This window comes from Hymenobacter sp., assembly GCF_035709525.1.
Taxonomy (GTDB): domain Bacteria; phylum Bacteroidota; class Bacteroidia; order Cytophagales; family Hymenobacteraceae; genus Hymenobacter.
This window is the reverse complement of record NZ_DASTEP010000055.1, coordinates 1-13,898: the sequence shown is the minus strand read 5'-3', so window position 1 is coordinate 13,898 and position 13,898 is coordinate 1. Positions and strand designations below refer to the sequence as shown.

Below are 13,898 nucleotides of genomic sequence, written 5' to 3'. Positions count from 1 at the left end.
TTAACTCAACACTCAAAACTCTTAACTCATCCGGTTCCCCCTCTTTTTTGGAGAGGGGGCTAGGGGGTGAGGTTCCCCAAGCGGCGAGCACGCATTTAAATGTCTGTCAACTAATTACTTATGAAACCCCTAATTACCCTCACCCTAGCCATCCTCGCCGCGCCCGCCCTGGCCCAAACTACCGTGCGCGGCACCGTGCGCCAAACCGATGGCCCGCACCCCGGCCGGCCCCTCAGCGGGGCCACCGTCAGCAGCCCACAGGCTAGCCAAACAGCCACTACCGACAGCGCCGGCCGCTTCGAGCTGCGTGGGCGGGCGACCATTACGACGCTCACCGTCAACCACCTGGGCTACCTGCCCCAAACGGTGCGCGTGAGCGGCGGCGAGCCATTGACCATTGGCCTCACCAGCGACGGGGCCACCACGCTGGGCGAGGCCGTGGTGACCTCGAAATACTACCGGCAGTACGGCACCCAGACGATTTCGAGCGCCCTGCGGCTGCAAACGCCGCTGCTCCAACTTTCGCAGCACGTGCAGGTCGTCACGCCCGAGGTGCTGTTTGACCAAGGCAGCTTCAACACCACCGAAAGCGTGACGCGCAACGTGAGCGGCGTGGTGCGCAACGAGATTTCCAACAACCTCGGCCCCAACCTCTACATGCGCGGCGGCCAGATTGCGCCCCTGCGCAACGGCGTAGACCTCACGCCCTACTACCGCGGCCCGGTGCCCGACGACGCGGCCCTCATCGACCGCATCGAGTTTGTGAAAGGGCCGTCGCTGTTTATGAACAACATCGGCGACCCGGCCGGCTCGTTCAACATCGTGACCAAGCAGCCCACGGGCACGCCGCGCTACGCGGCTACGGCCATGCTGGGCAGCTACGATTTTTACCGCCTCGCCGCCGACCTCGACGGCAAGCTCCTGAAGTCGGGCAAGTTGCTCTACCGCTTCAACGCGATGGCGATGAGCACCAATTCTTTCGTGCCCGGCGACTATAACAAGCGCCTGCTCGTGTCGCCGGTGCTCAAGTACCAGCTCAGCGCCCGCACCGCCCTCACGGCCGAGTACACGTTTCAGGCGTTTAAGTACGGCCTGTATAGCCCCATCGTGATGACGCCCAACGGCTTTGGTTCGCTGCCGCGCGACTTCACCATCTCGGAGCCCAGCGTGGGGCCCATTCGGGCGCGCAACCAGTCGGGCTTTCTCACCTTCACGCACCAGTTCAGCCCCAATTGGCAGCTCACGGCGCGGGGCGCGTTTTTGCTGGAAAACAGCGAGGGCCGCTACCTCTGGGTTACGAGCGTGAACGCGGCCAACCCCAACGTGCTGCTACGCAACCCCAAGTACGACCTCGACCGCACGCAAGTAACGTCGCAGCAGGCCTTTGTGAATGGTAAATTCAGCACCGGCCAACTGCGCCACCAGCTGCTGGTCGGGGTCGATATCAACCAGAAGAAATTTCTGGCCGTCGATTACCTTGCGTATAACACGACCCCGGCCGGCCAGCTCGTGTACTACCCGCTCGACGTGACCAACCCCGCGCACGGGGCCGAAATACCGGGCTACACCTCGCCCAACGGCCTCGCCGGCCGCAATACCGAGCAAACCATCGACTACTACTCGGTGTACGCACTCGACGAGCTGGCCCTGTTCGATAATAAGCTGCGCCTCACGCCCGGCCTGCGCTACACCGCCGTGCAAAGCCGCAACCAGGTGCTGGGCCTGAGTAGTAGCTCCCGCGACCGCGTGGTGACGCCGCGCTTTGGATTGAGCTACAGCCTCTTGCCGAGCTTATCGGTGTATGGCCTCTACGACCGCACGCTGGTGCCGCAGGGCGGCATCACGAGCGCCGGCACGCCGCTGGACCCGCTGCGCGGCAGCAACCACGAAGTCGGATTGAAGAAAAACTGGCTTGATGGCCGCTGGACTTCGACCCTGGCCTTGTACTACCTCACGCGCTCCAGCATCGCGGCCGTAGACCCCGCCAACAGCCTCTACCGCGTGCAGGTAGGCGAAAATCACGCGCAAGGCGTGGAGCTCGATGTGGTGGGCCAGCTGGTGCGCGGCCTCAACGTGGTAGTGAACTACGCCTACACCGATGCCAAAATCGACGGCGACACCAACCCCGCGCTGGTGGGTGCCCGCACGCCGCTCTACGTCAAGCACGTGCAAAATACCTGGCTCAACTACGAGCTACCGGCCCGCGTGGCGCGGGGCCTCAGCTTTTCGCTCGGCTACCAGTACCAGGCCGGCCGGGGCGGGCGCTACGCCGTGGCCGTGCCCTACGGCATCCCCGACTACTTCCGCCTCGACGGCGGCGTGGGCTGGCAGAATACGCACCTCAAAGTGAATCTGCTGGTTAATAATATATTGAATCACAACCTCATCGCCACGCCCTGGCTGCGCAACGGGCTTTATTACTGGATTCCGCAGGCGGGCGTGAATGGGCGGCTCTCGGTGAGCTACACCCTATAAAGTTTTGCTAGCCAACGCAACTGGCGAAGTAGCCGCGAAGCGGCGGCATGTTGGTAGCTGCATACAGAAGGCAAAACAAAATGAGCCGCAAAGCGGCGGTACCCTATCGGTTGGTGCCGCCGCTTTGCGGCTCAATCCTTCAAAAAACGGCTTTAACTACCAATATGCCGCCGCTTCGCGGCTATTTTGCCATAGCCGATTGCAGAAGCCGCTACTCGCGCACCACGCGCCGGGTGGCCGTGCCTTGGGCTGTCGTCACCGTCAGTAGCAGTACGCCCCGAAAATTACCGAAGGCCGCCGCCTCCAGCGTGAGCACGCCGCCCGCGCCAAAGCTGCGGCTGAATACCTGCCGCCCCAGCAAGTCGGTAGCCGCTACCGTGAGCGGGCCACTGCCGGCAGGCACCGTGAGGCGCACGGCCTCGCCCAGGGCCGAGGGGTTGGGGAAGGCGCTGAGGGTGGCTTGGGTGGCCGCGTCGCGGCCGGCCAGCGGCACGAAGCGGCGGTAGATGTCGCGGTATTCGACGCTGGTAATCACTTCCTGGCCCGCTACCTCGGTGGTGATAATGGCGAGCACCGGCACGTGGATGGTTTTGGCCAGCCACTTGTACTCGCGGCGCGTGGGCAGCGTGAGGCCCTGGCCCGCCGTGCCGCCGATGGCGAGGCTGTCGTGGTCGATGAGCTTGCTCACGACCCGTACCGTCTGAAACGTGCCAAAGGGCGTGGTGAGCGTGCCCCAGGCATCAATCTGGTTGGTGCGCTGGCGCTGCTGGCTGAAAAAGCCCGTGCTCGCCAGCGCCGCCGGCGTGCTGATGAGCGAGTTGCTGACGTCGGGCGCGTTGCCGTAGGCCACGGGCAGCCGGTAAATGATATCCTGCCTGGCCTTAGTAGCATACGTAACCGGCACGCCCGTGCCCAAGTAGGTAGCGGCGTAGCCCACCGAGCGGAAGTCGGCGCTGGTGGTGTTATAAAAAGCCAGTGGGTCAGAAATCGGAATACCCACGCCGGCGGGCAGCGGCGTGTTTTCCGGAGCCACCACCGAGGCCTTGGTGTCGGGGCTCAGAAAGGCGTTATTGAACGTGAATTGCAACGCAAAGCCCGTGGCCGAGCTCACGTTGTTGTAGCGCGCCACGCGCTGCGCGGTGGCTACCAGCCCAGCATAGTTCCAGGTTTTATTGGCCCCGTTGAGGGTGAGGGCGGGCGCGCCGGCGGGCAGCACGGGCGCGGCCTGGCTTAGGCGCAGCGAGTCGCCCACGGCCGGCATGTCGGACGAGGTGATGCTGGGCGACGTCTGGGCCTGCGCGGCGGTGGCACCACAAAGCAAGCCTAAACTAAAGAGTAAAGGTTTTTGCATCAGCTGAAAGAAGGGTGGGAAAACCGTTGAAAAAGCAAGAGCGCAACCCCCACGGGTTGCGCTCCTAAAAATAAGGCTGCCAGCCTGAATCGATACCGCTTTAGCCTATACGCCCGTCATTTCGGGCACGGTCTCGTCGCCGCCTGGCACCAGCAGCCGGCCCGCCGTGGCGGCCCGTATCTGGGCCACACTTACGCCGGGCGCGCGCTCGCGCAGCACAAAGCCATCGGGCGTGACGTCGAGCACGGCCAGCTCGGTTACGATTTTCTTCACGCAGCGCAGGCCCGTGATGGGCAGCGTGCAGTCGGCCAGCAGCTTCGATGAGCCGTCGCGGGCCACGTGCTGCATGGCCACGATGATGTTTTTGGCCGAGGCCACGAGGTCCATCGCGCCGCCCATGCCTTTCACCATCTTGCCGGGGATTTTCCAGTTGGCGATGTCGCCGCGCTCGCTCACCTCCATCGCCCCCAGGATGGTAAGGTCCACGTGCTCGCCGCGTATCATGCCAAACGAGTCGGCCGACGAGAAAATGCTGGAGCCGGGCAAGGTCGTCACCGTCTGCTTGCCGGCGTTGATGAGGTCGGGGTCTACCTCAGCTTCGGTGGGGACGGGGCCCATGCCCAGCAGGCCGTTTTCGCTTTGCAGCTCGACGTTGATGCCGGCCGGGATGTAGTTGGCTACCAGCGTGGGAATGCCAATGCCAAGGTTGACGTAGGAGCCGTCTTGCACTTCCTGCGCGATGCGCCGGGCGATGCCGTGTTTATCTAAAGGCATATAAAAGAGGGTGGGAATGAAGTAGATTGTAACGCCAAGCTCCTGCTTGGCGAGCGAGCGAAGTGAGCAGCTACGTCCACCAACGTTCGCTTGCGCCGTTGCTCGCTACGCTCGCTGCCAAGCGGGAGCTTGGCGTTACTTAGCCTGCCGCTTGTTCAGCGCGCCGTACACGAGCTTGCGGAAGCGCGGCACCATATCGGGCGTATTCGAGTGCGGGTATTTCTGGGTGTAAAGCAGCACCACCAATTTCTCAGTCGAGTCGACCCAGTAATCGGTGCCAAAAATGCCGCCCCACTCGTAGGAGCCGGCCGTTTGGCCGGTCTGGGCCGCGCCCCGGGGCGTCACGATGCTGAAGCCCAGGCCGAATTTGTTAAGGCCCTGGTTCACGTCGCCCATCTGGTTTTGGGTGATGAGCTGCACGGTTTCGGGCTTCAGCAGGCGGTGGCCGTTGTAGGTGCCGCCGTTCAGCAGCATTTGCAGGAAGGCCGCGTAGTCGTCAATAGTCGACGAGAGCCCCGCGCCGCCCGAGAAGTACGTGCCCGGCCGGTTGGGGTAGTCGGGCCGCAAGCCCAGCATCCCGCTGGCTGGCATGGGCACCGTTTTGCCCTGGTACTCGGTGTAAAGCGGCACGAGCCGCGCCTGCTTGGCGGCCGGCAGGTAGAAGTAGGTATCGCGCATCCCCAGCGGCTCGAAGAGCCGCGTGCGCAGGTACTGGTCGAGCGGCTGCTTGCTGAGCACCTCAATCAGCCGGCCCAGCACGTCGATGCTGATGCCGTAGGTAAAGCGCTCGCCGGGCTGGTGCAGCAGCGGCAGCGTGCCCAGCCGGTCGATGGCCGGGGCCAGCGTGCCATCCGGCGAGCCGATGCCGCTCGGAATGCGCGCCTTCGCATAAATGGCCCGCGCCTCCTTCGAGCCGATAACCGGGTAGCCCAGGCCCGAGGTGTGCGTAAACAGCTGCCGAATCGTGACCTCGCCGCGCGCCGGCACGGTAGTGTACGTTGTGTCCTTCTCGTTGAAAGTCGCCAGCACCTTGGGGTTGCGGAAGGTGGGTAGGTACTTGGAAATGGGGTCGTCAAGCTGGAATTTACCCTCGTCATACAGCAGCATCAGCCCGATGCTGGTAATGGCTTTGGTTTGCGAGGCAATGCGCTCGATGGCGTCGGGTCGGAGCGGCGTTTTGGTGGCCACGTCGCTGTAGCCGAAGGCTTTGCGGTATACCACTTTGCCATCGCGGGCCACCAGGGCGATAGCGCCGGGCACGCGGCCGTCGCCGGTTACTTCCTGCAAAAGCTGGTCGATGCGCTGCAAGCCCTCGGGGCTGACATCGGCCGTGGCGGGCGCGGCCTCGCGCAGCGTGGCCGGCTTGGCCAGCTGGGCGAAGGCGGCGGGCGCGGTGAGCAGGAGGAAAGAGGAAAGGAGGAGCGGTTTCATGGAAATAGGTAGGGTACGTTTGTCATGCTGAGCGGAGCGCAGCGGAGTCGAAGCGGAGTCGAAGCATCTCTGCCGCTTCATTGCTGACGCAAGAAGTTACTCTGCTAAAGAGATGCTTCGACTCCACTGCGCTGCGCTCAGCATGACGGACGGGGCACAGAAAATGACAAGCTACGCCCGCACCGTGCGCTGCTCGATACGCTTTTCGTAGTCCTTACCCTGAAAAATGCGCTGCACGAATATCCCCGGCGTGTGAATCTGGTTGGGGTCGAGCTCGCCGGCGGGCACCAGCTCCTCGACCTCGGCCACGGTGATGACGCCGGCCGTGGCCATCATGGGGTTGAAATTGCGGGCCGTGCCTTTGTAGATGAGGTTGCCGGCCGTGTCGCCGCGCCAGGCCTTTACCAGGGCAAAATCGGCGCGCAGAGCGGTTTCGAGCAAGTACATCTTGCCGTTGAACTCGCGGCTTTCCTTGCCTTCGCCGACCTCGGTGCCGTAGCCGGCCGGCGTGTAAAAGGCCGGAATGCCCGCCCCGCCGGCCCGGCAGCGCTCGGCCAGCGTGCCCTGCGGAATCAATTCTACCTCCAGCTCGCCGCTCAGCAGCTGGCGCTCAAACTCGGCGTTTTCGCCCACGTAGCTCGAAATCATCTTGCGCACCTGCTTGGTTTGCAAGAGCTTGCCAATGCCGAAGTCATCGACGCCCGCGTTGTTGGAGATGCACGTGAGGTTGCGCACGCCCAGGCGCAGCAGCTCGGCAATGGCGTTTTCGGGGATGCCGCAGAGGCCGAAGCCGCCCAGCATCAGGGTCATGCCATCGGCGAGGCCGGCCAGCGCGGCCTGAGCATCGGGTACTACTTTGTTTATCATGGGTGGGAAGGGTAGCCGGGGGGCAAGTAATTGAGGGGCAAAAATTCACCCATTTTTTCGAAACCCCAGTACTCGTCGGTGAATACGGCCAGCGGATTTGCCAATTGGCCGTTGGCCTCAATCTCCACTTCAGGCTGCATCAGCACCAGCTGCGACACTTGGTGGTCCTGGGGTAGGGGCGGGGCCGGGCCGCGCGCGTAGCGCGAAGGCTGCGGGTGGTAGTTGGCATCGGGGCCGGCCAGCAGGTAGGTTACTTGCAGGCGGTCGCGGAAGCGCAGAAACACGCGCCGCCCATCGGCCGACACGCGGCGCAGGCTATCCACGTGCAAGGGCCTCATGTAGAGCAAGCTAAAGCTGGGCGGCACGCCGGCCCAGCGCCCCAGCGAGTCTTGCTCGGCCATTGAGTAGGCACGGCGCTGCCGCCGCAGCGCCCGGAGTAAGCTGTCGGCGCGGGCAAAACGCGTGTTGGGTACGATGCGCAGCCGCCGGGCCACGAAGCCCTGTGCCGTAAGCTGGCTGTCGCGCAGACTGCGAAAAAAATGCACGAGCGAGCCCCGGTAGGCCTGCGCCCGGTTGGCGTCCCACTGCCGACGCTGTCTGGCGCCGCGCGGCGTCATTTCCTCGAATACCGGCTGGCCGTAGAAGGTGACGACCTGCTGGCTGAAATTGCAGCTGAAACGTAGCCCGTAGTATTTCACGCGGTAGCCCAGGGCCTGGTTATCAACCTGCACGAACTTACGGGCTACGGCCGTCAGCTCAGTGGTTTGGGGGTCGAAGTCGATGAGCACATCGTCGGGGTTGCCAATGCGGCACTGCTGCGAAAACGTGGTGCGGCCCAGGAATAGCTCCGTAAATTTTTGGTAATCGCTGGGGTTGTTGAGGCGCGGCCGCACCACCACTTCGCCCAGCTGCGCGCCCGTCGGGGCGAGAGCAAGCGTCAGTTTTTGAGGCGTTTGCTTTACCGTAATGGTCTGCTTGGCCAGCCGGTAGCCTACGTAAGACGCCACTACGTCGTAGCTGCCGGCCGGCACTCGCTCAAACGTGAACGTGCCCTGCTCGGTAGTCGTCGCGCCCAGCGTGGTGTTGGCCAGAAACACGCTGGCAAACGGCAGCGGCTTCTGCGTCACGGAGTCGCGCACGGTGCCGCTGAGGCTACTTTGAGCCGCCGCCAGCAGGGGCAGTAGCAGTAGCAAAAAAGCCAGGCCAAAGCGCATAAAATGGCCGGCGCGCTAAGGGCGCGCCGGCCGGCGAAAATACAGCATCAGGGTGTGGCCACGGCCGCCGCCTTGGGCTTGGGCGCGGCTTTCACCGGCGGTTCGTAGTCGAGCGGCAGCAGCTCGCCGATGCGCTGGAAGCCCCAGTATTCGCCGGGCACCACGTCGAACGGGTTCACCAACGTGCCGTTGGTGTTAATCTCCGTTTCGGGTACCAGCAGCGTCAGGCGCGATACCTGCCGCTTGCTCGACATCGTCTTATCGACCGGCCCGATGGGCGACATGGGCGCGGTGTAGGCCGGGTCGGGCGCTTCGCCAAAATACACTACCTGGAGCTCGTCGCTGAAGCGCAGAAACACGCGTCCGTCGGGCGCCACGCGGCGCAGGCTGTCGATGGGCCGGGCCACCGGGTTGAGCTGCGCGATGGGCGGCAGCGCCGCCCAAGCGCGTAGCGAGTCCGCGTCGGCGGGCGTGAAGGGCGTTTTCTTTTTGCGCAGCGCTGCCTCGGCCCGGGCGGCACGCGGCGGTATCACGAGGCGCACCTGCTGCGCCAAAAAGTTATTCTCCTTCAGCTGGTTGTCATACACACTTTTCAGGAAGTGCGTTTGCGAGCCGTTGTAGGCGGCCAGGCGGTTGGCGGCCCACTGCCGGCGCTGGGCTTCGTCTTTGGGCTTCATTTCCTCAAACACGGTCTGGCCTTCATAGCTCACGGCCTCGCTGGTTTCGTTGTACTGAAAGCGCATTCCAAAGTATTTGAGGCGGTAGCCCAAAGCTTTGTTTTCGACCTGCACGTAGCTGTCGGTAGTGGCCGTCAGGGTTTTGGTGGTGTCGTTAAATTCAATGTCCACATCGCCGGGGTTGGTGATGCGGCACTGCTTGGAAAACGACGTGCGCCCCACAAATAAGTCGGTGAACTTATGGTAATTAGCTTCCTGGTTGGCATCGGCTTTTACTACTACCTCACCCAACTGCGGCCCCGACGAAGCCAGCCGCAACGTCACGGCCGGGGCCGTAGCGCCCGCCGCTACCGTGATGCTTTGCTTGCTCAGGCGGTAGCCCACGTAAGAGCCCACGATGTCGTAAGTGCCCTTCGGCACGCGGTCGAGCACAAACTGGCCGTTCTCATTCGTGGTAGCGCCCAGCGTAGTATTGGCCAGAAATACGCTCGAAAACGGCAGCGGCTCGTGCGTCACCGAGTCTTGCACCACGCCCGTGATGCGGCCGGCCTGGGCGTGGGCGGCGAGGGCAAAGCCCAGCCAAGTGAGTGTCAGTAAGGATAAGCGCAAAAATCTCATAAGCGGGTAGTTGTTGTTTGTCATGCTGAGCGGAGCGCAGCGCAGTCGAAGCATCTCTGCCGCTTCGTTGCCAGCGTCAGGAGTTAGTTTATTGGTAGAGATGCTTCGACTGCGCTGCGTTCCGCTCAGCATGACGGACATTTTGTAGTCGCTCTGCGGCTACGCAAACACTACGCCAACGCCGCGCGCGTGGCCTCTGCATCCAACGCCAATTGCGCCGTTAGCGCGTCCAGCCCGTCATATTTTTCTTCGCCGCGCAGCCACGCCACAAATTCCAGCGTCAGCAATTGGTCGTACAAGTCGCCGCTGAAATCGAGTAGATTCACCTCAATCGTCTGCGCCAGGCCGGCCCCGATGGTAGGCCGCACGCCGATGCTGAGCATGGCCGGGTGCCGGGTGCCCGCCGCCGTAGTGGCCCACACCGCGTAGATGCCCTGCGCGGGCACCAGCTTCAGCGGCTCGGTAGGGGCCAGGTTGGCAGTGGGGTAGCCAATGGTGCGGCCCAGTTTCTGGCCGTGCACCACGGTGCCCGTGAGCGGGTAGGGGTAGCCGAGGTAGCGGGCGGCCGTGGCCACGTCGCCGGCGCGCAGCGCCCGCCGGATGCGCGTGCTGCTCACGCCCACGGCGTCCACGTCCTGGCGCGGAATCTCCTCTACCGTGAAGCCATAGCGCTCGGCGTGCTGGCTGAGGTAGTCGAAGCCGCCCTCCCGGTTTTTGCCAAAGCGGTGGTCGTAGCCGATGACCAGGTGCTTGGTGCCTACGGTCTTCAGCAATAACTCCTGAATATATTCCTCAGAGGTCCACTGCGCGAACTCGCGGGTGAAGGGCATCACCAGCAGGTAATCGACGCCGGCCGCCGCCAGCCGGGCAATGCGCTCATCCAAGGTGTTGAGCAGTTGCAATTCCAGCAGTTCGGAGTGCGAGGGCGGCGGCCCCAGCACCAGGCGCGGGTGCGGCCAGTAGGTGATGACTACCGCCGGCCCGCCCACCGCGTCGGCCACCTGCCGCAGCCGGGCCAGAATGCGCTGGTGCCCCCAGTGCACCCCGTCAAACGTGCCGCTCGTGACGACGGCGTTGGCCAGGGGCGGAAAGTCGGCGGGGTCGCGGATAATGTGCATAAATCGCAAAATTGGCGGATGCAGCCGCTTACGCGGAAGGCGTACCCTCGGGATGCAGCGGCAGGTCGGGGCCGCTGGCGGTGGGCGGGGCCGCGTGCTGCGCGGCGTAGAAATCAAGGCCCGCGCGGGCCGGCCGGATGCGCTCGCGCCGCTCGCGGGGCGGCCGTTCGGCTGTGCCCTCGGGGCGCGGCGGGCGCTGGGCTTCGAGGGCGGCTATCGTCCAGGCATCTTCGAGCTTGTACTGGCCGATGCGGGTGCGGACCAGTCGCGTGAGGTGCGCGCCGCAGCCTAGGGCCACGCCCAGGTCGCGGGCCAGGCTGCGGATGTAGGTGCCCTTCGAGCACACCACCCGAAAATCTATCTCGGGCAGCGCAATGCGCGTCAGTTCAAACGCTTTGATTTCAACGGTTTTAGCCTTGATTACGGCTTCCTCGCCCTGGCGGGCCAGCTCGTAGGCGCGCTTGCCCTCGACCTTCACCGCCGAAAAAACGGGCGGTATCTGCTCAATCTTGCCCAAAAACGTGGCTACGGCCGCCTGAATATCGGCTTCGGTGAGGTGCTCGTAAGGTTGTTCCGCGTCCACGGGCGTTTCGAGGTCGAAGCTCGGCGTGGTCTGGCCCAGGCGGAAGGTGCCTTCGTACTCTTTCTCCTGCGCCTGAATCTGGTCTATCTCCTTGGTTTTCTTGCCGGTGCACAGGATGAGCAGGCCGGTAGCCAGCGGGTCGAGGGTGCCGGCGTGGCCGATTTTGGGCGGGCGCAGCGTGTTCTTCACCTTGCGCACCACGTCGAAGGAAGTCCAGGTCAGCGGCTTATCGAGCAGCAATACCACGCCAGCTTCCAGGCTTTTAGCGGATAGCGGGGGCCTTTCAGTCGGCCCTTGGCTGTTAGCTTCTTGCATGTAAATGGTAGTATGGAAAAGCTAATAGCCAGCAGCCATTAGCTAACCGCTAAAAATCTATACGAGCTGCAAATTTACCTCCAGGCCCAGCAACAGCAGCAGCAGCCCGCCCACGATGATGCGGTAGATACCAAAGGCCCGGAAGCCATACTTGGCCACGAAACCCACAAACAGCCGGATGGCCAGCAGCGCCACCACAAAGGCCACCACGTTGCCGAGTATCAGCAGCTTGATTTCCTCGCCCGAAAACAGCTGGCTGATTTCAATGCCTTGAGCGTGAAGCTCTTTGTAGTAATCGTAAATGTCTTTCGCCGCCGCCGCGGCCATCGTAGGCATGGCCAGGAAGAAGGCAAACTCAGCCGCCGCCTTGCGCGTCAGCTTCTGCGAGAGGCCGCCGATGATGGTGGCCGCCGAGCGGCTCACGCCCGGCACCACAGCCAGGCACTGAAACAAGCCGATAACCAGGGCTTCCTTGAAGCTGGGCGTGGTCACGGGGTGGCCGCCCGCCTGTGGGTCTTCCTGCGGAAACCACTTGTCGATAAAGAGCAGCACCACGCCGCCGAGTAGTAGCATCACGGCCACGGTAGTCACCGATTCGAGTAGCGCGTCGATGTGTTTTTTGAGCAGCAGGCCCACTACAATGATGGGTAAAAACGCCACCAACAGCTTAAGGTAGAAGTCGATGCTTTGGAAAAAGCGCTTCCAGTACACCACCAGCACCGACAGGATGGCCCCGAGCTGAATAACCACCAAAAAGAGCTTGGCAAAGGGCGTCATGGCGACGCCTAATAGCTGGGATGCGATAATCATGTGGCCGGTGCTGGACACGGGGAGGAACTCGGTGAGTCCTTCCACGATGGCCAGCAGCAGCGCCTGCCAGTAAGTCATTTCTAGTTGGTTGGTTGCAAAAAGAGTAGTGTACCGTAAGTTTTAGCTTGCGCACGTTCGGGCCGTAATATCGAGCCCAGACGCGCGCAAGCTAAAGCTTACGCTACACTATTACAGCCGCTTGTAGGCGGGCTTGGCCGGGGCGGGCGCGGGCACTACCGGGGCCGCTGCCACGGGAGCCGCTACCGGCGCGGCTACGCCGGGGTGGGCAGGGGCCACGGGCGCTACCTCGCCGGGGTTACTACGCACCATGATGGCGAAAAACTCAATCACGAAGCCCACAAACAGCAAAATCGGCCCCAGCGTGAGGCCCAGAAAGCCTTCGCCGTAGTCGGCCCCGTCGAGCGTCATCGTGATGAATCCGGCCGCCAGTACAGCCAGGCCCAGCCACATCAGCCGGAAATTGCGAGGCCCAAATGCGAAGCGCGGAGCCGGAGTAGTTGGTTGCATGTTTTTAGTGCTTAGTTGTTGGTGCTTAGTGCTTAGTTATTGGTGTTTTGCTTTTAAGCCTATGTACTAACAACTGAGCACTATGCACTAATTAATACAGTTCATCAAGCGAAACGCCAATGTATTTATTGACAGCGCGGTACGAGCTCAAAAAGCCAATAACGGTGCCCAGCCCCACCACGGCCAGCAGCAGCAGCGCCGTGAGGCGGTCGTCGCGCAGCAGCTTGAGCTGCTCCACTTCGAGGTAGGCGTATTGGAGCAGGGCCGTCAGCACCAGCGCCGCCAGCCCGCCGCTGGCAAAACCCTGCCAGGTAGCGCGCCGCAAAAACGGTTGCTGGATAAAGAACCGCGTCGCGCCCACCAGTTGCATCGAGCGAATCAAAAACCGCTGCGAAAACAAAGCCAGCTTGATGGTATTGTTAATCAGAATGACGACCACTACCACCAGCACTGCCGCGAAGCTCAGTAGCAGCAGGCTTACTTTGGTCAGGTTCTGGTTGATGCTGTCGAACAGGCTCTTGGGGTACTGCACCTCAAACACGCCGCGCTGGCTGCTCAGGCTGCGGCTCAGCTGCCGCAGGTGCATAGTATCGGTGTATTCGGGCCGGATACGGACGGTGTAGGCGTCGCGCAAGGGATTGTCGTCCAAGAAGGTGCGGAAGTCCTCTCCGGTATTTTCCAGCAGTTGCCGGGCGCCTTCTTCTTTGCTCACGAAGCGCAGGCCATTCTTTTCGGCCACGTAGGGCTGGTGCTCCAGGTCTTGCTGGAGGCGTAGCAGTTCGGTTTCGGGCAGGTCGCGGTCGAGGTACACCTGCACTTCCAGGTTTTCGCGCACCCGCTCGCTCAGCTTGTGCGCGTGCAGCAGCAGCAGCCCAAACAAGCCAATAACCACCAGCGCGAGCGTGATGCTGAACACTACCAGCGGGGTAGGGTAGGAGCCAAGTTTCTTTTTGCGGCGCGGCGGCATAGGGGCAAAGATAGACCGCAGATTGAAACGGATTTTTAGGATTTAACGGATACGCCCGCTGCGCGGGCTGGCTGAGTGGCACATAAGTAGCTGTGCAGTAGTATAATATTCGTATGCTTTTGCTTGATTACAGGCTCTGAAGCGGCTAATACTACAGAGCCGGCGCAGCC

The 13,898-nt window shown here is 62.6% G+C and carries 12 protein-coding genes; 1 reads left to right on the top strand and 11 read right to left on the bottom strand.

The window, feature by feature from the left end; all coding sequences use genetic code 11:
- Positions 1-120 precede the first annotated feature (120 nt).
- Entirely contained in the window at positions 121-2,475 is a 2,355-nt protein-coding gene (locus VFO93_RS04760) for a TonB-dependent siderophore receptor (RefSeq protein WP_325133183.1), read from the top strand.
- A gap of 211 nt (positions 2,476-2,686) precedes the next feature.
- Here VFO93_RS04760 and VFO93_RS04755 read toward each other — a convergent pair whose 3' ends face one another.
- The 11 genes from VFO93_RS04755 to VFO93_RS04705 all read right to left on the bottom strand — a co-directional run bounded on the left by VFO93_RS04755 (position 2,687) and on the right by VFO93_RS04705 (position 13,728).
- Positions 2,687-3,826, bottom strand: coding sequence for a T9SS type A sorting domain-containing protein (locus VFO93_RS04755; RefSeq protein WP_325133182.1), 1,140 nt, complete (start codon positions 3,824-3,826; stop codon positions 2,687-2,689).
- Positions 3,827-3,931: 105 nt separating this feature from the next.
- Complete coding sequence (locus VFO93_RS04750; protein ID WP_325133181.1) at positions 3,932-4,600, bottom strand: 3-oxoacid CoA-transferase subunit B; 669 nt, start codon at positions 4,598-4,600, stop codon at positions 3,932-3,934.
- A 135-nt stretch (positions 4,601-4,735) separates the two neighbouring features.
- Entirely contained in the window at positions 4,736-6,031 is a 1,296-nt protein-coding gene (locus VFO93_RS04745) for a serine hydrolase domain-containing protein (RefSeq protein ID WP_325133180.1), read from the bottom strand.
- 171 nt (positions 6,032-6,202) lie between these two features.
- The gene (locus VFO93_RS04740; RefSeq protein WP_325133179.1) at positions 6,203-6,898 is read right to left on the bottom strand and encodes a CoA transferase subunit A; all 696 of its coding nucleotides are present in this window, start codon (positions 6,896-6,898) and stop codon (positions 6,203-6,205) included.
- Positions 6,895-8,112 carry a carboxypeptidase-like regulatory domain-containing protein gene (locus tag VFO93_RS04735; RefSeq protein WP_325133178.1) on the bottom strand — a complete coding sequence of 406 codons (1,218 nt, stop codon included), beginning with the start codon at positions 8,110-8,112 and terminating at the stop codon, positions 6,895-6,897. Before VFO93_RS04735 ends, VFO93_RS04740 begins: the two co-directional genes overlap by 4 nt.
- A 47-nt stretch (positions 8,113-8,159) precedes the next feature.
- Positions 8,160-9,407, bottom strand: a complete 1,248-nt coding sequence (locus VFO93_RS04730; protein ID WP_325133177.1) for a carboxypeptidase-like regulatory domain-containing protein — start codon at positions 9,405-9,407, stop codon at positions 8,160-8,162.
- Between the two features lie 170 nt (positions 9,408-9,577).
- Positions 9,578-10,525 carry a bifunctional riboflavin kinase/FAD synthetase gene (locus VFO93_RS04725; protein ID WP_325133176.1) on the bottom strand — a complete coding sequence of 316 codons (948 nt, stop codon included), beginning with the start codon at positions 10,523-10,525 and terminating at the stop codon, positions 9,578-9,580.
- A gap of 28 nt (positions 10,526-10,553) precedes the next feature.
- Positions 10,554-11,423, bottom strand: coding sequence for a tRNA pseudouridine(55) synthase TruB (truB, locus tag VFO93_RS04720; RefSeq protein ID WP_325133175.1), 870 nt, complete (start codon positions 11,421-11,423; stop codon positions 10,554-10,556).
- 57 nt (positions 11,424-11,480) lie between these two features.
- Entirely contained in the window at positions 11,481-12,311 is an 831-nt protein-coding gene (locus tag VFO93_RS04715) for an undecaprenyl-diphosphate phosphatase (protein WP_325133174.1), read from the bottom strand.
- A 111-nt stretch (positions 12,312-12,422) separates the two neighbouring features.
- A complete protein-coding gene (locus VFO93_RS04710) occupies positions 12,423-12,761 on the bottom strand; it encodes a DUF3098 domain-containing protein (protein ID WP_325133173.1) in 339 nt (112 codons plus the stop codon).
- Positions 12,762-12,852: 91 nt separating this feature from the next.
- Positions 12,853-13,728: a cell division protein FtsX gene (locus VFO93_RS04705; protein WP_325133172.1), complete on the bottom strand. Its 876-nt coding sequence runs from the start codon at positions 13,726-13,728 to the stop codon at positions 12,853-12,855.
- Positions 13,729-13,898 lie beyond the last annotated feature (170 nt).